The sequence below is a fragment of the Amphibacillus marinus genome (assembly GCF_900110345.1).
GTDB lineage: Bacteria > Bacillota > Bacilli > Bacillales > Amphibacillaceae > Amphibacillus_D > Amphibacillus_D marinus.
Window position 1 is genome coordinate 42,613 of sequence record NZ_FODJ01000005.1, and the last position, 21,545, is coordinate 64,157.

Sequence of the window (21,545 nt, forward strand, 5' to 3'; positions counted from 1 at the left end):
AGAGAAGAAATGAGGTCGATCAGTTTGGAAATTTTATCAGTTGAACAATTATCAAAATCATATGGAGATAAGATCCTATTTAATCAGCTTTCCTTTTCAATTGGAGTAGGCGAGAGAATTGGTCTAGTTGGTGTAAATGGGACAGGGAAAACTACTTTTCTAAATGTACTAGCAGGAAAAGACGTGAAGGATGCAGGTACTATTAAGCATGCGAAGGATTTTACCGTTGCTTATTTAGCCCAGGAGCCTGAGCTCAATTTTGCTAAGTCCGTACTTGACGAGGTTTTTTCAGGAGAAGCAGCCGTGATGGTTGCCTTACGTGAGTATGAGCAAGCATTATTTAAGTTAACAACAACCCCTGACGATAAGCAAAGTCAGACGCAATTTAGTCGAGCACAGCAACGAATGGATGAGATAGCTGCCTGGGACGCAAATACATTGGCAAAAACAATTCTCACTAAGTTAGGTGTTACACAGTTTCACCAACCAATTGACCAGCTTTCAGGAGGACAGAAGAAACGTGTCGCACTTGCCAAAGCGCTTATTCAACCAGCTAACTTGCTGATTTTAGATGAACCGACGAACCACCTTGACCATAAAAGTATTGAGTGGCTCGAGCAATTTTTGCCAAGCTATAAAGGCGCGATTTTACTTGTTACCCATGATCGTTATTTTTTAAATCGTGTCACTAATCGTATATATGAACTTGATTTAGGCAATCTCTATCAATACATAGGCAATTATGAAACGTACCTAGAGAAGAAGCAGGAACGTCTTCAATTAGCAGCACAAGATGAGCAAAAGCATGCAAATACCCTAAAAAGGGAAGTCGCTTGGTTAAAAAGAGGTGCTAAGGCAAGAACAACCAAGCAAAAAGCCCGTATTGACCGTGTTGAGGCAATGAAAAAAGAAAGCTTTGATACCAAACAGAATCAGCTTGAAGTTGGAGTCGGAACAACTCGACTTGGCAAGAAGGTTATTGAACTAGTCGATGTTGAGAAGAGCTATAACAGTGTCCAGGTAGTCAAGCCGTTTAGTTTTTTAATTAAGCCGGGCGATCGAATTGGTATTGTTGGAGAGAACGGAAGTGGAAAAACGACCTTACTTAACATGATTGCTGGGCTTATTCAGCCAGATCAAGGAATGATTGAGATTGGCTCTACCGTTAAGTTTGGCTATTACACACAAGACTATCGTGAAATGGATGAGGATTTGAAACTAATTGAGTACATTCGGGAAACGGCTGATATCATTCAAACCGCAGATGAAACGACAATAACGGCCGAGCAAATGCTGGAGCGCTTTTTGTTCCCACGTAGTCAGCAATGGACGCTAATTCGTCGATTGTCAGGTGGGGAAAAGAGAAGACTTTATCTGCTTAAGATATTAATGGAAGAGCCCAATGTGTTATTGCTTGATGAACCGACCAATGACCTAGATACACAAACCTTAGCTATTCTTGAGGATTATCTCGACCTTTTTCCTGGCGTTGTTATTACAGTCTCGCATGATCGTTACTTTTTAGATCGAGTCGTTGAGCAACTGTTTTACTTTGAACAACAGGCAACCATCCATTCGTTTTATGGAAACTATTCGGAATGTTTACAATTGATTGAGCAGGAAAGCCAAGCGCAGGAGCCACATCAGACCAAAGCGCCAATTAAAAAAGCGAGAAGGCGAAAGTTATCCTATAATGAGCAAAAGGAATGGGACACAATTGAAGATGAGATTACCGCACTAGAGGAAAAGATAGAAACAGAAAAACAGGCTGTCATAACTGCAGGTGCAGATGCCGAAGGGGTTCGAACGCATTACGATTGTCAGCTTGAACTCGAAGCTGAACTAACTACTAAGCTGGAACGCTGGGAAGAGCTCTCAATGTTGGTTGAAGAGCTTGAGCAACAATAATGATGTAATAGAATATTTCATAATCCGAAACAGTTCATGTATAATAAAAGAATCTGAATAGTTGATGAATTTATCATTGGTTAATTGTCTACAAACCTCCCCTCCATAAGAATATAAGTATGCATAGTGGGGAGGGGATCAACGTTTAGTAACAGTCCGATTCCTTAAGAGTCCGCGCCTTGGTCATACTTTGGGTGTATGCCAATCAGTAGGGAAGATAGGAAATATTCCCTACTGAATGAAGGTTAACTATGTTAGATAAGTTATTCGTTAGCAACTGTTTCGTAATTACAAATTAGTGGAGGTATTTAAATGGCAGAAACAAAATTTCTCGAAAAATATGCAGAGTTAGCACTTAGAATGGGTGTAAATATTAAGCAAGATCAAGCACTGATGATTAATTCATCAATCGAAGGTGTTGCGTTCACTCGGATTTTAGTGAAGAAAGCCTATGAGCTGGGTGCTAAAGATGTCATGATTAATTGGCAGGATGATGAGCTTACCTTACTACGGTATCAGCACGCATCAGAAGAAGTACTGACGACAGTACCACAATGGCATGTCGATAAATTCTTAAGCTATGCTGAGGATGGAGCCGCTCTATTATCAGTCCGTTCGACCAACCCTGACTTACTTAAGGATGTTGATCCGGCTAAAATAGCAAAGGCAACCAAAGCTAATGCAATAGCAATGAAGGAATTTTCAAAATACACAATGAATGATCGGATTCCTTGGTCAATTGTCTCTGTCCCAACAGGGGATTGGTCACAAAAGATCTTCCCTGGTGAGGATAAAGAAACTGCTAAAGAAAAGCTATGGGAGCAGATTTTTAAAATCGTTCGTGTTGATCATGATGATCCAATTGCTGCTTGGGAAGCGCACAATGCAGGCTTAAAGGAAGCGCGTGAGGTGCTCAATAACAAAGCCTATACGAAGCTAATCTTTACAGCGCCAGGTACTGAGATAACATTTGATTTACCAGAAGGACATATTTGGAAAGGTGGCGGAGCGAAGACGCCAGATGGCCGCCATTTTAATCCAAACATGCCAACGGAAGAGGTTTTCACCTTACCACATAAGTATGGCGTAAATGGTACGGTTTCAAGTACAAAACCATTAATTTATGGTGGCAACATGATTGACAACTTTAGCTTAACCTTTGAAAAGGGCAAGGTAGTTGATTTCAGTGCCGAACAGGGCTATGAAACCTTGAAGCATTTATTAGATACTGATGATGGTGCAAGACGTCTAGGGGAATTAGCACTAGTACCAGATGCATCGCCAATTTCGCAATCTGGGTTAATTTTTTACAATACACTGTATGACGAAAATGCATCTTGTCATATTGCCCTCGGTAAGGCTTATCCAACAAGTCTTCAAGGCGGTTCTGCGATGAATGATGAAGAATTAGACAAGCATGGTGTTAACGATAGTCTGGTTCATGTTGATTTTATGATTGGCTCAGCTGAGCTTGACATTGATGGCGTAACCCCTGATGGCAAGACAGAGCCTGTCTTCAGAAAAGGCGCTTGGGCATTAACAGAATAAGTGAATAGGGCTAAGCCACAGTTCGACTGTGACTTAGCTCTTTTTTGAACTTTTTTCGATAACTTATTCAATTAATAATAGGATTTTATTAAATTTCAGAAGGGGTAAATGTTTGAGTAGTTGCTAATGATGAGTGCATAAACGAGCGGTTAGAAAAGTAGCTTCAGGTTAACGCAAACGTGATTTAGGTTTTGTTAATTAAGCTCTATTACATAATAAACCACCAGTTCTAATTAGCTAAACTGGTGGTAATATATTAATGTTTAATTTGGAGCAGGTCATGCTTTGCTAAAATAGCTTTAATAGCTGTATAGCTAATCTGATCATGCACCATGTCCTTAATCGGCTTCAGCTTTGGTTCATCTAGTTGTTTATAGACATCAAGGACAGCATCCTCTGTTTCTTGATCAAAAAAATCTGACCAGGTAAGTTCGTGGCCTGATTGGAAGGCTTGGAACAGGTGACTGGCAACCGTTTGCTCTTGAATGGAGCGTTTGGCAGCAATAGTATCTAGATCTAACCCCTGCTGATAGAGCTGGTAGCTAATCAAATAGCTTGGTGTCTCCTGACTGTTTAATGCAATTCTTTCTAGAAAGGGCTCGCCATATTGATCAAACTTCTTAAGTCCTACCCCTTTAATTAAAAGCATCGCTTCTTTCGATTGTGGGAGTCGTCGACACATTTCCTTTAACGTAGCATCTGAGAACAGGATGTAAGGTGGTACGCCCTCTTGCTCGGCCATTTCTTTTCTAAGAGCGCGGAGTTGTTCAAACAGATCATCGTTATAATCTGATTCATCATGTTGGCTAATGTGTGTTTCCCTTACATGGAGCTTCACCTCATTCTTAAGGATTCGCGTTGCTTCTTTTGTTAGCTGGAGAATAGGAAAACGTTGATCACCTGTCGATAAGTAACCTTCTGCCACTAAAAAGTGAATAAACTGGGTAATTTCTTTTTCCGTTCGATTACGCATTAAACCATAGGTTGACAGCTGATCAAAATGAAACTGTTTTACCTTTTGATTTTTTGACCCCTTTAACACTTGCGCAGTAAGTCCCGCACCAAACTTCTGATTCATCCGCATGACACACGATAATACCATTTGAGCATCACGTGTACGATCAATCTTCGTACCTGTGTGGGTACAATTAGAGCAATTGTTACAAGCGACAACACGCTGATCCGCATTGAAATAGTTTAATATATATTCTTGCAGGCAATTTTCGGTATGGCAATAATTAATCATTGCTTGAAGCTTCTTGTACTCCAAGGACTTCTTCTCCTCATCTAAAAGCGATTGTTCAATGAGGAATTTTTGCAGGTGCGAATCTTGACCAGAATAAAGCAGGATACAGTCACTTGGTTCACCATCTCGCCCGGCGCGGCCAGCTTCCTGATAATAAGCTTCAATGTTCATAGGCAGGCTGTAATGAATCACATAGCGGACATTTGATTTATCAATGCCCATCCCAAAAGCATTAGTAGCTACCATTACTTGAACCTCATCGTTTATAAACTTATTTTGTTCATTCTTTCGTAGCTCTTCTGAGAGACCCGCGTGGTAATAGGCAACCTGATAGCCCTTTTTTACAAGAAAGGAGTACGTAGATTCAACTAGTTTCCGTGTCGGTGCGTAAACGATGCCGACCTCCTGTGCGTGTTCCTTTAAATAGTTAAGCATAAATTGCTGCTTGTCCTGCCCTTTGATAAGGTGGAAATATAGGTTTGGACGGGCAAATCCGGTATTAATGACATTGCTGTCAGCAATGTTAAGCAATACTTGAATATCCTGAATAACTTCGGGAGTCGCTGTTGCAGTTAACGCCATTAGGAACGGGATATGGTGTAATTTTGTTAATGTTTCGATAATGGATCGATAGCTCGGTCGAAAGTCGTGCCCCCATTGAGAAATACAATGGGCTTCATCAAAGGCAATAAAACTAATTGGAATCTGGTTAATAATTGTGAAGAAGTGTTCAGAATCAAACCGCTCGGGTGCGACATAGACAAAGTCATAGTCGCCTTGTTGTAACTGTCGCATTCTGACCTCGTAAGTCTCTTTTGACAAAGTACTATTTATGTAAGTGGCATGAATGCCAATTGTTTCAAGACTATCAACCTGATCCTTCATCAGTGAAATTAAGGGTGAAATAATAATGGCTGTACCATCAAGTAGAATACCGGGAATCTGATAACAAATCGATTTTCCACCACCAGTAGGCATGATGCCTAATGCGTTCTCGTTATTTAAAGCTGCTTGAATTAATGGTTCTTGACCTTTGCGAAAAGCATCATAGCCAAAGTAATTTCTAAGTAATGTTCTTGCAGATTGTAAGTCCATAATATACACCTTTCTAATCATGGTTTCTTCCATAAGTTCAACATCCAGTTTAACATAAAAAAACTTGAGCTCGACTATTAGAACTCAAGTTTTTATTCTTAGCTAGTGAAAATCGACAGCTAAATGGACCAGAATCTTTTAAAACTTATTGATAACAGACAAAAATGGTGTGTTAAGTGTTAAAATAAATTTTTCTTTCCGAACGGGCGCTTATTGGTGTAAATGAGATAGAAATGATTAACAATTGTACGCGCTACTGCATAAGCTGGTACGGCAAAAAGAAGACCGATGAAGCCCGCAATTGAACCCGCAGTTAGGATTAGCGTTAAAACCGTAAGTGGATGAATCTTTAGCACCTTGCCCATAATATTTGGTGAGATAATACTTTCAAGTTGTTGTGCTACAATCATAATAACTGCTGTCCAGACACCAATCATTGGGTCTTGAAAGAAGCCAATGATAATAGCGGGTACTGCTGCAATCCACGGACCGACAAATGGAATCATATTCATAAAGAGCCCGAATATCGCGAGCATGAGCGCATAATTTAAGCCGACAATCAGGTAGCCAATATATAAAAGAATACCTAGGCAAAAGCTAATAAAGAATTGCCCTTGGATAAAAGAGGCTAAGGTAATATTAATGTTTTTTAATAGCACAGCCAAGCTATCTGCCTTCGATTTACTTAGAAAGCTTGAGATAAAGGGAATAAACTTTTGTCCATCTTTAAGCATGAAAAAGAGGAAGAACGGAATTAACACAAACGAAAAGACGAAACTAAAGAATGAACCAATAAAACTAAAGAGCGAGCTCATGATCGCTTCAGCATACGAATCAAAGTTATCTAATACATTCTGAATTGAATCCTCAATGCTTGCAGGTATGAACTCTTGGCGGTTTTGCCAAAGCTCGAATAAGTCTTCAAAATAGGTGGCCATCTGTGGAGCATTATCTACTAAACGACTAAACTGTTCCTGCAAAGGCGGGACAATAAAGTAAATACTGAAAAACACAATTAAAATTAAGACAAGAAAAACAATTAGCACAGCAAAGATCCGCTTAACTTTATACTTCTCAAGTAGATTAACAAAGGGATTGGTTATGTAAAACAAAAATCCAGCGCCGATAATAGGTACTGCAATTGCTGCAATTAAACGCCCCACTGGATAGAAAACAAATCCAGTTAAGTTAATTAAAAAGATTAAGGTGAAAATAAGGATTGTATAGACTAAAAATTTAAACGGTTTTTGCTCAAGCAATTAAAGTCACTTCCTTCGATATGTACTATGTCAGCTAAACATAATCATAGCATAAAACGAATTAAAAGCGTACTACGATAATGAAGAGGGAACTTTAACAGTTTAAACATTTGGTGCAATTAAAATACAGTGAATTTATCAAAGAGGATATTTGTGCGTTACGCTTTAGCTAAATGTCGGTAGAGCTCAGGACTTTAATTTAAAAAAACGCGCCCTAAAGGCGCCATACAAAGAGTCCGTTTTCAACCAATTGTCTTTTATTAAATGCTGCTTTTAAATCAAAGATAGTATGACGTCCGGTACATAGTGCTTGCTTAAAGTCGCTTGGAGAGAACATTTCTGTAAACGTTTTGTGACAAACAGCAACGATACAAGCATCTAAATTAACAAGGGCATGTTGAGTGGAAAGTTTAATGTCGTATTGTTCTTCAACCTCAGCAAGGTCAGCGATTGGATCATGGACGATCACTTCAATCTGATACTCCTCCAATCCCCGAATAATGTCAACAACCCGAGAATTGCGAATGTCAGGACAATTTTCCTTAAAAGTAATGCCGAGAACGCCAATGCGTTTAATTGGTAACTGATTATTTTCTGTGATTAACCGCTTAATAACTTGTTGCACAATAAACTGCCCCATCCCTTCATTAATTTTTCGCCCCGCAGAAAGTAAAGGGGAGGGGTAACCGAGCTGACCAGCCTTGTAGATGAAGTAATAAGGATCAACCCCAATACAATGACCACCAACTAGACCAGGGGAAAACGGTATGAAATTCCACTTAGTTGCTGCCGCAGCTAACACTTCTGTTGTGTCGATGTTCATATGGTGAAAGGCAACCGACAACTCATTCATAAAGGCGATGTTTATATCACGTTGTGCATTTTCAATAACTTTTGCTGCTTCAGCAACCTTAATTGAAGAAACGGGATGGACATCTGCTAGCAGAATTGATTGATAGAGCTGTTCAACACGTTGTAAAGCAATGGCATCTGTTCCAGAAACGATTTTTGGTATAGTTGTCAAGGTATGTGTGTCATCAGCTGGGTTTATTCGCTCAGGGGAGTAACCCACTTTGAAGTCTTGACCAACGCGTAACCCTGATTGCTGTTCTAACAAAGGTATACAAATTTCTTCGGTCGTTCCGGGATAAACAGTCGATTCATAAATAACTAAATCTCCTTGCTTCAGTACAGCAGCAATTAATTCTGTAGCTGAGATGAGCGGTCTTAAGTCGGGACGATTATCAATATAGATGGGGGTAGGCACGGTAACAATGTAGACGGTTGCGTTAACTAGACTACTTACCTGTGTTGATAAACGGAGCCTTACACTTTGGTGTGTTAGCCGAAGCTGTTCAACCTTTTGATTATCAATATCAAATCCAATGACTGGGTAATGGTCGGCGAAAGCAATGGCTAAGGGAAGTCCAACATAGCCGAGCCCGAGTATAGCTATTTTTTCATTATTCACGTGGGTAGCTCCGATCGATTAGAATTAAGAACGGTTTTCCTGAAAAAGTAGTTTTGCTAGGAAACTTGTAAAACTATGCAGAAAAGGTTGTTGCTCAGTGCGGTAGGGATAGATAAATTGATTATCGCTCTTAATATTTAATGAAGAAATGACCATTTCTGAAATTGGCGCATGCTGTACAAGTGCTTGTCCTGAAAAGGTTAATTGATATTGATTAGCTGTGAATGGTAGAGCAACGGTCGTTGACCAGTCATTGACTGAGATCGTTAACATATCATCTGATAAATTAATGCTCATACTAAGGGTCGACAACTCTTGTGGTGATTGATACTTTACCTGGATAGCGGTGAAGTATGGTGATAGGTTTGCAAGCGTGTCTGGCTCACCATTTGTTAAATATGTTATGCGTCTACTGACTAACGAATGTAAGATGTTGTGGGCATCAGTCGTATAAACTTTAATCTGTTCATTATCGATAGCTACATGGATACCCTCGGTTCTTTCTAGATTCCAAAGCGATGCAATTTGCTCATTGATAGGATCTTGTTTAAGTTGATAGCTTATTGTAAAGGTGTTCGGAAGATTTTCTGCAAAAGATACTTCGACTAGTTGATCTGGAAAGGATGTGAGTTCAATGAGCTCTTGGTCAAATTGAATAACACCGGCTTGTACATCCCAATGACGAGAATTGTCCGACTTAATTGTGAATTGCCAACCAGTCTCTGCTTGAATGCGCATGAGTAAGTTAGCAACAGACCAATCACTGCTAACTTGTAAACGTGATAGATCAAATGGATTGTCATTCAGTTGATTATAGCCTGACCGATTACGGTTAAAGTTTATATGGTAATATTGCCTAATCATCAATTCATTGATTGCTGCTACATCCTCTTCCATCGTGGTAAATAAAACATTAGGTCGTGAAAGGGCATAGACACTGGGAGGATCAGCAAAGATTTTACTGTAAGTTGCAAAAGCTTGATCATATTCGGTCTTAATCCTGTCTTCCATCTCGCTCCGCGACTCTCTCGGGATGAAAAATGGATCGCGCAAGTAATCAGTTAAGCTATGATTAAAATAGCTTAATGGCTCCTGATTGACAGTCCCATCACTTCGTTCACCCAAATACATACCACTCTCATTAAAACCGTTAATATAAGTTAATTGAAAGCCATTTGAACCAAGCTCCCAATAGCCGCTTGCAAGTAGCCTTTCTAATTGGCGGGCTGTCAGTTCAGATCGTGATTTGCTCTCGAATTGATTGGCATATGTGAATAGAGTAGCCTGATAATTTAACTCCTCTAGCAATCCGTGAATAAATGCACTAGATTCAACTTGCAGGTGATCAAATGATAAAAAAAGTGCGCGTTCTGGCAGCCTAGTATTTTCATTATAAAACGATAAGATATCTTGCTGCGAGATGGTTTCAAATCCAAGGGCTTTAAATGCTGTTAATTGGTCAGCGAGTTTAGCATGACTGATTGAACCACCAGCGCCATCTTGACTAACATCTGAGTATGCAAGGGCAATAAATCCCAATGTGTTGGTTAGCCTCTCGTTAGCAACGGGTTGATAGTGGCTCGTAAAAAAAAGGTTGTCATATAAGAAAAAGGTAATGATTGCTATCACAATCAGCTGAAAGCACGTTTTGCTTATTTTGCTCTTTTTTTTCTTTCTAGCCAATGAAAGCTGCTCTAGTGAGGTGGTCATTGACTAACCTCCTCTACTAGCTGCTCATTTATCCTGTTTTTGCGAAAGCGATACATAAACCTGCGTTCGATCGCCAGGACATCTTCTGGCGTCGCACGAGTTCCCCAAGTAGATTTCCAGAATGTTAGCCAAGCATAGGGCATTTGCCAAAGTAAAACAAATTCATAAATAATAACAAATACTATACCGAATAACCAAAGCTTACTTCTTTTAAACAACAAGTGGGTGAAGCTTATTAATAATGCCATTAATGCGATGCCGAGGACAAAGGTTTTTGGAAAGATCAAATAACTAATTGGAATGTAAATTAAATTATAAAAAACAATAATGGGTGAGATAATTGGTACAATGAGCCCAAATAGAAACAAGACTTGCATAAACGGCTCTTTTTTCCAAATGAATTTAAGTGCGCGTAAAGATTCTCTAAGCCAAGAACGTTTCCAGCGCATCTGTTGCTTTAAAAAACTCATGTATTTTGATGGCACAATGGTAGAGCAAATAGCACGATCCTGATAACAGGTGCGATGATCTTGTAAAATGAAATTTGTCATACTACGATCATCGCCAAAAGTTGCCTTCTGACCAAAAAAACGTTGATTGAGCCAAGCGTCAGCATACTTCAAGATGAGTGACTTGCGGTAGCAGGATATCGGACCGGATAAACAAGTAACGGCGTCAAAAATCGACTCGGCCGCTTTCATAATTCGAAATGCAATGTAATAACGAACAGCTTGAAGCTTTGTCAACATGTTAGTATGTTTATTCTCGACTTCGGTTCTCCCTGTAACACCACCCATTTTAGGATCTTGAAAAGGCTGAACGAGATGCAGGATGGCATCAGGTTCGAGAAAACTATCCGAGTCGACAAAAGTGACTAATTCATGCTGCGCTTGCTTAACACCTGCAAGCAGTGCACCACGTTTACCTATGTTTTGCTGTAAAGGGAGAAAGGAAAGGCGCGTTTCCGTTTGGAATGCTTGCCCAACTTTGTTAATTCGACGAATTGCTGCTTGAATGTTAAGAGCTGTTCGATCTGTAGAGCAATCATCAACCACGATGACTTCTAATTTTTCAATTGGATAGTCTTGATTCATACAGCTAAGAATGGTTCGTTCTATCCACAGTTCTTCATTGAAAGCGGGAATAATAATTGAGACACTTGGCAAATAGTTTGGCGTTATTGGGTTATTTCGATAGCATAGACCTAGCAGATACCTGCTAAGCAAAAAGGTAGCAGCCATTAGGCTATATAATGAACCGAGTCGATAAAAACGCAAATAAACAAAACTATTAAATTTAGAAAAGATAATGACCAGTATTATAATTACTAGTGCTAAGCTGGCAAAGATAGCTAACTGAGACCAGCTCCCTTTCTGAAAATAACTATCAAGTGATTGTGCGAAGCAAACCGCAACATACCAAACAAGCTGATCTTGCTCTACTTGTTTGAATACACGGGTAACCCGTGCTTGAATAACTACCCGTCCTTCAAAGCCATCCTGAAGAGTGGCTTGCGGTATGGTAAAGGTAAGCGATAGCTTGCCGCCCTCCATTGGCATAACACATTCTGAAGACTTAAGTTTCATTAACATTCCTGATCGCGATAAGTTACAGCATTGCGCCGGTGCTTTTTTCTTCATACGTGGGCTGCGGTATGCAACGGCAAAGCTAGCGACAAAGCGGGTACCCGTTTTATTATGCTGGCCGTCAATAGCTTCGCTTAACCCTCTCCTGTCCTGCAAATTCCGACCAGGTACGAAGGAAAGTAGTCTTCTATCGTTAATGGGTTGAACAATTTTTTCTTGCATACGCAACCTCCTATTCTGCTAGCATTTCTCCAATAGTCTTAAATTGATAGCCTTCCGCCAAAAGATATTCGACTGCTCTAGGCAAGACCTCAAGGGTGTGACTATTATCTAAAATATGCATGGTAATAATGCCCCCGGGTTCAATATTGTTAACGATACGTTGAAAGACCTCGTCAGCACTAATAGTCAAATTCCAATCCCATGATGCCACATCGACTAGCACAATATAATCGACGCCAGCTGCTGAAATAACTTGTGCACTTGTTTCATCTATTTCACCTGTTGGTGGTCGAAAATAGTTGGCAGGCTTTTCCCTAAGGGCTTGGGTGAGAATCTCGTCTGTCCTAATTAGGTCATCTTGTAGTTCATTAGGCTCCATCTCCGTCACAATCTGATGATAATAGGTGTGGCTGGCTATTTCATGACCGCGTTCTCGAATAGCGCGTGCTAGCTGAGGCTGTTTCTCAACACCGCTTCCAATAAGAAAGAAGGTTGCCTTAATTGAATAGTGGTCAAGAATATCCAGCACTTGGCTAATCGTTTGATCACTGGCCCAATCATCAATTGTTAAACTAATATATTTTTCTTCAGTTTCGAAGGTGGTAATGAACTTAGGCTCAATCGCTTGAAAATTTAAATTCATTTGTAATTGATTGGTTTCGTGCTTGTTGTGGAGCGTATATTGGTTGACCATTGCTTCTTCTAAACTGACCAGACGATACTCTAGTTTTTCCACTTCATCGTTAATTAGTTTGACAGTCTTAGTAAGCTCTTCAATAAGTGCCGAGTTTAATGAAATAATTCCACCACGGCTAGCGTTATGGCTAACGTACTCGGCTATTTCAATCGCCGAATCTGTTTCCTTTTCTGGTAGGTTCATCGTTGCTTGAACGACATTCATATTCAGTTGAGCTGCCGCTAGTAGGAACGGTTCAGAGCTATTATTAGATCGACTTCTAGTGAATGCCGGGTATAAATGAAAGTGCTGCTCGAATAACCGATTTGATAACGCAAGTTCACGATAAGCCTGCTCGTAATTCAGGTCTTCAATTAACACATAGTTTAAAGTATTATTTTGGATACTATGGCCTCTCATAACTAATTCTTGGATTAGCTCGGGTTCTTGGACAATCTTTGCACCTTGAATGAAAAAAGTTGCTTTAATATTTAATTGATCAAGTAAATCTAATAGCTGCGCCATTTCAGCTACATCACCAACGCCATTAAATGTAAGTGCCAGTACACGATCTGTTGTAATAATTTGTGTAATTGGTGGAGCTGCTTCTATTTCTGGTGATGGAATTGTTAAAGTGGGTAGAATGGGCTCTTGCTGTACGTGGCTTTGTGCTGATGCGCAGCCAAGCAGAGCAACGGAACTAAGTAAGGTAATGAGTAGAATGCGTGTTTTCATATATGTCCTCCATCTTTTTATAACAGCTTTAAACTATCTTATGCAGGTAGGAACAATACTATTAAACTAGAATTTAATAAAAATGAAGCACATAGGGTGATGCTGTACCTTTACTAACTAGCTTGCAGGTTTGCATACTTAAAATATGTATATGTGTGGGAAGTGAGTTCTATACGCTGAATGATGGATAACTAGCTTGATAACGTTTAACTCAACTTGCGCAGTTTAAAAGATGACCAAATACGACACGACAACATCATGCCAAGACTAACCGATAGAACTTGACTATTGTCTATATGATTGCCCCTGACCCGTTGTATCTTCAAGGCGACCATGAATTCACTTTCACCCAGAGGTCGAAAATCGTCATTTTCTTTTCACTCCCTCTAGTGTCGCTTTAGCACTCAAGGGCCCAAGAAACACCTCCTCTTGTTCACAGGATGTGGGTCAGTTGCAAGTATGTTCTAACCTTGACAGTAGCTAAGCCTGCTTAACTTCTCGACAAAGCTCTTTGTAGTGATCACTCCCTATCGCAAGCTTCTAAGGTTGAATATATAGCGAAATTAGTACTTGGTCATGCTATTGAAGTATGTTTACAAGCAGGTAACAGCCTGATAACAATTAAATGAAGAAAGGTCTCCGTAGGTTTATCTGACAAATAAAACGGTAATAAAATGTCATTAGCTTAACTTTGGAGGTCATACACCATGCAACAGCGTGAAGCATTTTTCGATAATGGGAAATTAATACTAATCTTTCTAGTTGTGTTTGGTCATGTAATTCAGCCGTTAACAACTGAATCACTAGTGCTTTTAACTCTTTATCGTTTTATTTATTTATTTCATATGCCGGCAATTATATTATTAAGTGGTTTTTTTGCGAAAGGTATTGGAGAACCGAAATATTTATTGAGCTTAATTCGTAAACTTATTGTTCCATATCTGATTTTTCAAACCTTTTATACTGCGCTTTATTATTTTACGACAGATAGTGGCTGGGACACACCGCTCTTTGAACCACATTGGTCACTATGGTTTTTACTTAGCTTGTTTTCTTGGCATATCCTCTTAATTCTCTATAAGAGGTTGCCGGCAAAACTAGGAATAGGTTTAACAATTATAATTGGCCTTTTAATTGGTTACATGGATGGGATTGGACATGAATTTAGTTTATCAAGAACGTTTGTCTTTTTTCCTTTCTTCTTGGTTGGTTATTGGTTATCAAGTGAGCAATTGCGCAGACTAAGCTCAGCTAAAGTCAGAGCGATTGCATTATTAGTTATGGCGGGTGTAATTATCGTTCTATTTATAGGCGCGGATTTTCAAATTGGATGGCTATTCGGATCCGGGTCGTATGCCAGTCTTGACCGCCCGAATTCAGGAGCGCTTATTCGTTTATTGGTTTATTTAGTGGCATTTGTCCTGTCCTTTAGTTTTTATGCTTGGACACCTCGAAAATCATATCGTCTGACAAAGTTTGGACAGCAGACCATTTATGTTTATTTACTGCATGGCTTTTTTGTTCAAGCCTTTCGTGAATATGAGACGATTCAAATAAATGATGGCTTTGACTTTGTTGTTGCTGTTTTTATCAGTATAGCAATTGTCTTGCTCCTAGCGAGTAAACCAATTTTTATTTCATTTCAGCCAATTATTGAGACGAAGGCAACTGAATTAAAGAACCTAACGGGAAAGCCGGGTTAGACAACCCGGCTTTTATCTGCGCAAACAAAGAATTTTAATAAAGCAGCCCGAGCTCGAGTAGCTGGTTCAAATTAAATGTGCGCTGTCAGCGCGACTGCAGGCGTCTAACACAGGTGACTTCCTTGTCACATGTGTATCCGTATATTAATATAGCTTAAGCATGGAATAAAATAATCTTTAGTTTTGACGTCAGTTGATCTGTACTAAAGGGTCAGGACACTATACAGCTTGATAAGCAGCAAGCTATAATAGGAAGGAAGGGGGAGAAGGAAATGTTTATTAGCCAGGATAAGATTCTTAAGAAAATTGCAAATGAGCTAGCATTAGCTCAACAGACTCGGGATGAGCAGCGGATGAAAGAGCATGTTCGAGCTATAAAGCTACTAACGGATTTAATTTTAGATGAAGAGGTGCACCGCATTGACCCTCAACCGAAAACAGCTCCTCAGCTCACCACAGCGGAACAACTTGAGTTACAGAAGATGATGGGAAGTTATGAGCAATCAAATAAGCCAAAAGATATTCAAAAGGAGTATCGTAACAATGGCTCACTTCTGGATTTTTAGGCAAATACTATTGTGATAATGATCAAGCACTCTGGAATAAGGATGCTTGATTTTTTTTGAGAACAGAAAACGTTGTTAACAAATGGGATATTTTGTAGTAAGCTAGTATAAAGTTGCAGTGCATCTCTTATAAAAAGGAAGGGTTTACGAAATGAAACATAATCAAGCTGATCATCATTCAGATCACGATGAAGTTGAATTAGTAGAGGAAGAGCTTGTTGAGCATGAGGAGACTGAGCTTGCTAGTGCGGAAAGAAGCTATGCTTCAAGATTGCTAAATAGAAAAACGCTAGTCATAATCGTTGGCATTGCCGCAGTCATACTTGTATGTGTCTCTTTGTTTAGTCCAAGTCATCCGCTCCATGGTGACTGGCGCATGGTAGAAATTAATGATGATTCTTGGTCAAGTGGTTTTTCTGTTCAAATTAATCGGCGCGGTCGAGCGACAATAAGGTATACTAGCCCTGAAGAATATATGCCAAATGGTATGATGACGTTCTCATTAATTGAGGACGAGCAATTTGCTGAGGATGGGAGTACATCGTACATAATTGAATCACTAGGAGAATTACAATTAAGTATGGATAGTGGCGAATCCGTAAGCATAACGGGAGATTTGGCTCATGAAGAACTTCGACAATACGTATACTTTATGCCATTTAATTTAGTTTTTAGAGAGATTGAAGACAATGCGGGTAATTACATGGAAATGATTATGGATAATGAAATTATTGAATTTTATAAAGAGTAACCGAGAACCAGACAATGCCCTGACATAGGTTGTCAAGGCATTGTCTGGTTATGCTAACTAAATGGATAGTCATATTCAATGGGTTCGTCGAAGGTAATGTAATCTAAGTAGATGGTAAGCAATAAGTAGCGCTTCTCTGTTTCAGGATCACTAAGAATAATGTGATCGCGTCCAGCAGCCTCAATTATCCCTTTGAAAATCTTTGCATTCCAGCGTTCATTATTGTCAAAAGTCATGTAGACAGTGGCAACCTTGCCCCGATTTAAGCGCAAAATATTTTCAACGTATGATTCTTCCAGTGGCAGCAACCCCTCTTGTTGTGGTGGTTGCGGCGCTTGAGGGGGGAATCCTTGAAAACCTGGTGGTCCCGGCTGAAATTGCCCTGCTGGTAAAGGTTGAGCGGGCATTGGTTGCATGGGTGGCATCGGTTGAAAACCTGGCATTGGCATAGGTGGATAGGGTTGAAACGGTGGCATACCAGTCATTGGCGCCTTTTGACGATGATTTTTCTCTTCGCTCATTCTGTTCTCACTCCTTATTTTTATAAACGTGGACATTCAGATGCTAATGGTGAAAAGAAGCAGTGTGATTTGTAGCGTCCTGTGTTCCATTGACCATACCATTGAGCGGGGCAGGGTCCATCTGGCCTGAAAAACCACAATGAACGCGTTGCTGGGTGAAATCTTTCACCACTAATGATGCGCCGTGCCAAAGCCTTATCGCGCTCACGAGCACGTTGGTAGAAATAGCCCTTTTGTGTCGCTTCAAAGCCTCCTGGTGATTGGTAAACCATTTGTTCGATGTTGCGAATATTAGGAAAATCTAAGCAGTCTTCAATAACACGATTTACCCCTACGTTCCCAACCATGAGCATACCAAGATCGCCATCGCCCTCTGCTTCAGCTCGCATTAATCGTGCTAATAAAGCAATATCCCTCTCGTTGTGTGCAACTACGGCCATCTAACTTCACCTCATTTCAACATCACTTTCTTTAGACATGTTTATGCATCACAGTAGGCTAATATGTTTTTTGCTGCTTATTTAGGGTAAATTAATACAGTGAGTTCGTTATTAAAGATAAAAGCTAGTATGGCAGGTCGGGGAAAAAAGTTTATCTGGTGTAGGAAAACAATTAAGGAGCGGGCGTTATTAGATAAATCTGCAGAAATGTGAACGTTTTAGTGTCATTTTGAAAAGTTTTTTTAAAAGTTTTGCTAAAGGCTTTTCAATATAACAAAAAAAGCGTATTATATATAACAGAATAGAATTTGGAGGGCGTATAAATGAGTAACTTATTTGATACTTTAAGAGGTAGATTAGCTGGAAATGCTAAGCGTATTGTATTACCTGAAGGGTCTGATGAACGTATTTTACAAGCTGCAAGCAAGCTTGCTGCTGAAGGTCTAGTTCAACCTGTATTAGTCGGAGAACGGAGTGAACTAGAACAGAAGGCTGAACAATTGAATATTACTTTAAACAAAGTAGAGATTATTAATCCGAATGGTTATCCAGAATTTGATGAAATGGTCGCTAGCTTTGTTGCGCGTCGTAAAGGGAAAGCAACGGAAGAAAAAGCACGTCAGCTATTGTTAGATGAGAACTATTTTGGCACGATGCTTGTTTATATGGGCAAAGCTGATGGTCTTGTAAGCGGAGCAGCGCATTCAACTGCGGATACAGTGCGTCCTGCTTTACAAATTATTAAAACAAAACCAGGTATTAAAAAAACCTCAGGTGTGTTTATTATGGTGCGTGAGGACGAGAAGTATGTGTTTGCCGATTGTGCAATTAATATTGCTCCAGACAGTCAAGATTTAGCTGAAATTGCGTTAGCTTCTGCTGAAACAGCAGCATTATTTGACATTGACCCACGTGTCGCAATGCTTAGCTTCTCAACTAAGGGCTCAGCAAAATCTGAGGAAACGGAAAAAGTAGCTGAAGCTGTTAAAATTGCAAAAGAATTAAAGCCAGAACTAACGTTAGATGGCGAGTTTCAATTTGATGCGGCGTTTGTTCCAAGTGTAGCTAAAGCAAAAGCTCCAGGAGCAGATATTCAAGGTGACGCTAATGTCTTTGTTTTTCCTGGTCTTGAAGCAGGAAATATTGGGTATAAGATTGCCCAACGACTTGGAAACTTTGATGCAGTTGGCCCAATTCTTCAAGGGTTAAATCAGCCGGTAAATGATTTATCAAGAGGCTGTGATACGGACGATGTATACAAGCTAGCTATTATTACAGCAGCACAAGCACTAGCATAATAGGAACGAGCACTTGGCGCTATTCAGTGAATAACGCTCCAAGTGCTTTTTTGTTGCGCTCAATCATTTGCTGACGCCTTATTTGGTAGCTTGCCAGTTCATCTTTCTGTAAAGCTGTTTTATCTAATGTAAGCTCATGGGTCGTCAAATGTCTGTTAATCTCATTAATAACATCCTCAACTGTTAACTGCACATTAAGCAAAGTAGCTAGGGCTGCCATCGTGTCTGGATCAACATTTGGATAAATAAAGCGTGTTGATTTCCCTTGAATGCCGATTTGATAGAATTCTTTAATAAGCTTAGCGCGTTGTTGTTGATCTTCTTCAATGGCTAAGTATATTTGAACGGCAATGCCGTTTCGAACGCGGCGTTGGGAAATACCTGCGAATTTCTGGCCACCAATACTTAAATCATAATCCCCTGGACAATAAGAGCCAACCACTTCAAATGCCTCAATTTGGTCAGTCCAGTTTGCGAACAATGCTCGGACAAAAGTAACCATATCGGCATAGCCTTGATGAATACTTGTCTTCTGCCCATCCCTAAGCAGTAATGAAATATTTAGTACGCCTTGGTCAGCAACAACGGCTAACCCTCCTGAGTTTCTAACTACTGGTTGGTAGCCTTGGTCTAAGAGCCACTTGGCTGCTTCAGCAAGATAAGGTAGTCGGGTATCTGCAATGCCGAGAACAACGGTATCTTGATGGCGCCATAGCCGAATTATTTCTGCTGAATGCCCAGCGTTGACCGATTCAGCAAGGGCATCGTCAATTGCGAACGATTCCCAGGCTGAGAAGTTATTCTCGGTATGGTTAAGATAGCGAAGCTTATCGCTCGTTAAAATCGTTTGCCAATTTGTCATCATCTGTCACCTTCTCTTTATGAATTACCGAATCTATTATATAATGAATGAAGATGATAAGCGAATCTTAATGATAAAGATAAAAAGTAGTTAGGAGGGAAGTAAATGGCCTATCGAGATCAACAACTCAAAGAGGAGAAGGTATTTAAAGACCCTGTTCACCGTTACATTCATGTTCGTGATCAAGTAATCTGGGATTTAATCGGAACAAGAGAGTTTCAGCGTCTGCGCAGAATTAAACAGCTCGGTACGACTTTTTTAACGTTCCATGGAGCAGAGCATAGTCGATTTAGTCATTCATTAGGCGTCTATGAAATTGTCAGGCGGATTCTGACCAATTTCCAAGGTCGAGAGCATTGGAATCCTGATCAACGGTTATTATGCTTGGCGGCAGCTTTATTACATGACTTAGGGCACGGCCCCTTTTCGCATTCTTTTGAAAAGGTGTTTAAACTGGATCATGAGGACTACACAAAGGCAATTATTTTAGGGGGGACAGAAATTAACGCTGTTTTACGTAGGGTTGAGCAAGGTTTTCCAGAAAAGGTTGCTGAAGTTATTAATAAAACCTATGAGGATAAACTTGTTGTAAGTCTAATTTCAAGTCAGATAGATGCCGACCGCATGGATTATTTGCTAAGAGATGCCTATTTTACTGGGGTTAGCTATGGGCATTTTGATATGGAACGCATTCTCCGCGTTATGCGACCGCTCGAGGATCAAATGGTTGTTAAGCAATCAGGCATGCATGCTGTTGAGGATTACATTATGAGTCGTTACCAGATGTATTGGCAGGTTTACTTCCACCCCGTCAGCAGAAGTGCCGAGGTAATCTTAACCAAAATCCTTCATCGTGTTAAAGAACTACATGAAGCAGGTTACTTATTTAAGCATGAGCCTAAGCATTTCTTATCCTTTTTCGCTGGGAAGGTAAGTCTTGTTGATTACATAAATTTAGATGAGAATATTGTCATGTATTATTTTCAGGCATGGATTAACGAAGAGGATGAGATATTGGCTGATTTGTGTGATCGTTTTACCAATCGGCGTCTGTTCCAATATGTTGAATTTAGTCCAGATCGACAAATTAAAGAATCAATAGAGCTTTATCAATTGTTTGAGCAGATTGGTTTAAACCCTGAATATTACCTAGTTGATGATTCATCCTCAGATCTTCCCTACGATTTTTACCGACCGGGTGAGGAAGGAGAACGCTTGCCAATTCATCTGCTAACGCCAAAGGGCGATTTGTTAGAGCTGTCACGAGCTTCAGATATTGTTGAATCAATTTCAGGAAAGAAAAGAACGGATCATAAACTGTACTACCCAGCTGATTTAATTGAGCGACTACCTGATCATCAGCCTGAGAAAGTAAGGATAAAAGAATTGTTAGGCATAGGATAGGAGATGACATTATGTTACGTAATCATGCGAGGTTAATGCGTTTTTTTGTTGATGCGCATGACATTATCGGGCGGAAGAAGCTGCAGAAAATGATTTATATTTTAAAGAAAATTGACGTTCCTTTTGATGAAAAATTTGCTTTTCATTTTTATGGTCCTTATTCAGAGGAGCTAACGCTTCGGGTAGAGGAGCTGTGTAATTTAGGTTTTATTGCTGAAGAAAAGCAGGACAAGGGTCATTACTTTCAATATCATTATACTGTTACAGATGCGGGCACTGCGTTTTTAGAACAGGCTCCTGATGATTTGCCAGTCTGCTATGATAAAGTTAATTTATTAAAATTACAGAGCTCAAGGTTTTTAGAACTTGTCGCAACCTTATTGTTCTTTGATGATCTAACGAAGGATGAGGCAGAGGACAAGGTAAAGCACGTTAAAGCGAGTGCCAATTTTATTAAAGAAGAGTTCATGTCTGCTTGGCGTTTCATAGCCGAATTACGTGATAAAGGAGCGAACGCTTAGAAATAGGCGCTCGCTTGTTCGTA

At 39.9% G+C, this 21,545-nt stretch carries 17 protein-coding genes; 8 read left to right on the forward strand and 9 right to left on the reverse strand.

Translation table 11 applies throughout. The annotated features are described in order from the left end of the window. Positions 1–30: 30 nt before the first annotated feature. Together BM000_RS08345 and BM000_RS08350 are read left to right on the forward strand one after the other, a co-directional pair. The gene (locus BM000_RS08345) at positions 31–1,908 is read left to right on the forward strand and encodes an ABC-F family ATP-binding cassette domain-containing protein (RefSeq protein WP_177178261.1); all 1,878 of its coding nucleotides are present in this window, start codon (positions 31–33) and stop codon (positions 1,906–1,908) included. A gap of 312 nt (positions 1,909–2,220) precedes the next feature. Beyond that, positions 2,221–3,456, forward strand: coding sequence for an aminopeptidase (locus tag BM000_RS08350; protein ID WP_091496820.1), 1,236 nt, complete (start codon positions 2,221–2,223; stop codon positions 3,454–3,456). A gap of 256 nt (positions 3,457–3,712) precedes the next feature. On the opposite strand, the gene recQ is transcribed toward BM000_RS08350, so the two are convergent. The 6 genes from recQ to BM000_RS08380 all read right to left on the reverse strand — a co-directional run bounded on the left by recQ (position 3,713) and on the right by BM000_RS08380 (position 13,456). Further along, positions 3,713–5,830 carry a DNA helicase RecQ gene (gene recQ, locus BM000_RS08355; protein ID WP_245751613.1) on the reverse strand — a complete coding sequence of 706 codons (2,118 nt, stop codon included), beginning with the start codon at positions 5,828–5,830 and terminating at the stop codon, positions 3,713–3,715. Between the two features lie 146 nt (positions 5,831–5,976). After that, positions 5,977–7,056, reverse strand: a complete 1,080-nt coding sequence (locus BM000_RS08360; RefSeq protein ID WP_091496822.1) for an AI-2E family transporter — start codon at positions 7,054–7,056, stop codon at positions 5,977–5,979. Positions 7,057–7,270: 214 nt separating this feature from the next. Beyond that, positions 7,271–8,527: a nucleotide sugar dehydrogenase gene (locus BM000_RS08365; RefSeq protein ID WP_091496824.1), complete on the reverse strand. Its 1,257-nt coding sequence runs from the start codon at positions 8,525–8,527 to the stop codon at positions 7,271–7,273. A gap of 24 nt (positions 8,528–8,551) precedes the next feature. Further along, positions 8,552–10,237: a hypothetical protein gene (locus tag BM000_RS08370; RefSeq protein ID WP_091496827.1), complete on the reverse strand. Its 1,686-nt coding sequence runs from the start codon at positions 10,235–10,237 to the stop codon at positions 8,552–8,554. Continuing rightward, the gene (locus tag BM000_RS08375; RefSeq protein WP_091496829.1) at positions 10,234–12,045 is read right to left on the reverse strand and encodes a glycosyltransferase family 2 protein; all 1,812 of its coding nucleotides are present in this window, start codon (positions 12,043–12,045) and stop codon (positions 10,234–10,236) included. Before BM000_RS08375 ends, BM000_RS08370 begins: the two co-directional genes overlap by 4 nt. A gap of 10 nt (positions 12,046–12,055) precedes the next feature. Next, positions 12,056–13,456 (reverse strand): polysaccharide deacetylase family protein, encoded by a 1,401-nt coding sequence (locus BM000_RS08380; protein WP_091496831.1) that lies wholly within the window; start codon positions 13,454–13,456, stop codon positions 12,056–12,058. Positions 13,457–14,163: 707 nt separating this feature from the next. On the opposite strand from BM000_RS08380, the gene BM000_RS08385 reads away from it, so the two are divergent. The 3 genes from BM000_RS08385 (at position 14,164) to BM000_RS08395 (ending at position 16,476) form a co-directional block, all read left to right on the forward strand. After that, the gene (locus tag BM000_RS08385) at positions 14,164–15,159 is read left to right on the forward strand and encodes an acyltransferase family protein (RefSeq protein WP_091496833.1); all 996 of its coding nucleotides are present in this window, start codon (positions 14,164–14,166) and stop codon (positions 15,157–15,159) included. Positions 15,160–15,431: 272 nt separating this feature from the next. Further along, on the forward strand, positions 15,432–15,725 hold the full coding sequence (locus tag BM000_RS08390) for a YwdI family protein (RefSeq protein ID WP_091496835.1): 294 nt from the start codon (positions 15,432–15,434) through the stop codon (positions 15,723–15,725). Between the two features lie 151 nt (positions 15,726–15,876). Then, positions 15,877–16,476, forward strand: a complete 600-nt coding sequence (locus tag BM000_RS08395; RefSeq protein ID WP_091496836.1) for a hypothetical protein — start codon at positions 15,877–15,879, stop codon at positions 16,474–16,476. Between the two features lie 53 nt (positions 16,477–16,529). On the opposite strand, the gene gerQ is transcribed toward BM000_RS08395, so the two are convergent. Next, positions 16,530–16,997 (reverse strand): spore coat protein GerQ, encoded by a 468-nt coding sequence (gene gerQ / locus BM000_RS08400; RefSeq protein WP_245751614.1) that lies wholly within the window; start codon positions 16,995–16,997, stop codon positions 16,530–16,532. Positions 16,998–17,017: 20 nt separating this feature from the next. Then, the gene (locus tag BM000_RS08405) at positions 17,018–17,437 is read right to left on the reverse strand and encodes a cell wall hydrolase (protein ID WP_091496838.1); all 420 of its coding nucleotides are present in this window, start codon (positions 17,435–17,437) and stop codon (positions 17,018–17,020) included. A 323-nt stretch (positions 17,438–17,760) separates the two neighbouring features. Here BM000_RS08405 and pta point away from each other — a divergent pair, with 323 nt between their 5' ends. After that, positions 17,761–18,735, forward strand: coding sequence for a phosphate acetyltransferase (gene pta, locus BM000_RS08410; RefSeq protein WP_091496840.1), 975 nt, complete (start codon positions 17,761–17,763; stop codon positions 18,733–18,735). Positions 18,736–18,754: 19 nt separating this feature from the next. Here the strand turns inward: pta and BM000_RS08415 are convergent, their stop codons facing one another. After that, positions 18,755–19,600, reverse strand: coding sequence for a lipoate--protein ligase family protein (locus tag BM000_RS08415; protein WP_245751615.1), 846 nt, complete (start codon positions 19,598–19,600; stop codon positions 18,755–18,757). A gap of 102 nt (positions 19,601–19,702) precedes the next feature. Here BM000_RS08415 and BM000_RS08420 point away from each other — a divergent pair, with 102 nt between their 5' ends. Together BM000_RS08420 and BM000_RS08425 are read left to right on the forward strand one after the other, a co-directional pair. Beyond that, on the forward strand, positions 19,703–21,001 hold the full coding sequence (locus tag BM000_RS08420) for an HD domain-containing protein (RefSeq protein ID WP_091496842.1): 1,299 nt from the start codon (positions 19,703–19,705) through the stop codon (positions 20,999–21,001). A gap of 11 nt (positions 21,002–21,012) precedes the next feature. Then, positions 21,013–21,522, forward strand: coding sequence for a YwgA family protein (locus BM000_RS08425; RefSeq protein ID WP_091496846.1), 510 nt, complete (start codon positions 21,013–21,015; stop codon positions 21,520–21,522). Positions 21,523–21,545 lie beyond the last annotated feature (23 nt).

Bases quoted from the DNA above. Each gene is read 5' to 3' on its own strand.
- BM000_RS08370 (WP_091496827.1), bottom strand. From the start codon at position 10,237: ATGACCACCTCACTAGAGCAGCTTTCATTGGCTAGAAAGAAAAAAAAG.
- gerQ (WP_245751614.1), bottom strand. From the start codon at position 16,997: ATGAGCGAAGAGAAAAATCATCGTCAAAAGGCGCCAATGACTGGTATG.
- BM000_RS08395 (WP_091496836.1), top strand. From the start codon at position 15,877: ATGAAACATAATCAAGCTGATCATCATTCAGATCACGATGAAGTTGAA.
- BM000_RS08425 (WP_091496846.1), top strand. From the start codon at position 21,013: ATGTTACGTAATCATGCGAGGTTAATGCGTTTTTTTGTTGATGCGCAT.
- pta (WP_091496840.1), top strand. From the start codon at position 17,761: ATGAGTAACTTATTTGATACTTTAAGAGGTAGATTAGCTGGAAATGCT.
- BM000_RS08405 (WP_091496838.1), bottom strand. From the start codon at position 17,437: ATGGCCGTAGTTGCACACAACGAGAGGGATATTGCTTTATTAGCACGA.
- BM000_RS08390 (WP_091496835.1), top strand. From the start codon at position 15,432: ATGTTTATTAGCCAGGATAAGATTCTTAAGAAAATTGCAAATGAGCTA.
- BM000_RS08420 (WP_091496842.1), top strand. From the start codon at position 19,703: ATGGCCTATCGAGATCAACAACTCAAAGAGGAGAAGGTATTTAAAGAC.
- BM000_RS08350 (WP_091496820.1), top strand. From the start codon at position 2,221: ATGGCAGAAACAAAATTTCTCGAAAAATATGCAGAGTTAGCACTTAGA.
- BM000_RS08415 (WP_245751615.1), bottom strand. From the start codon at position 19,600: ATGATGACAAATTGGCAAACGATTTTAACGAGCGATAAGCTTCGCTAT.
- BM000_RS08385 (WP_091496833.1), top strand. From the start codon at position 14,164: ATGCAACAGCGTGAAGCATTTTTCGATAATGGGAAATTAATACTAATC.
- BM000_RS08375 (WP_091496829.1), bottom strand. From the start codon at position 12,045: ATGCAAGAAAAAATTGTTCAACCCATTAACGATAGAAGACTACTTTCC.
- recQ (WP_245751613.1), bottom strand. From the start codon at position 5,830: ATGGAAGAAACCATGATTAGAAAGGTGTATATTATGGACTTACAATCT.
- BM000_RS08380 (WP_091496831.1), bottom strand. From the start codon at position 13,456: ATGAAAACACGCATTCTACTCATTACCTTACTTAGTTCCGTTGCTCTG.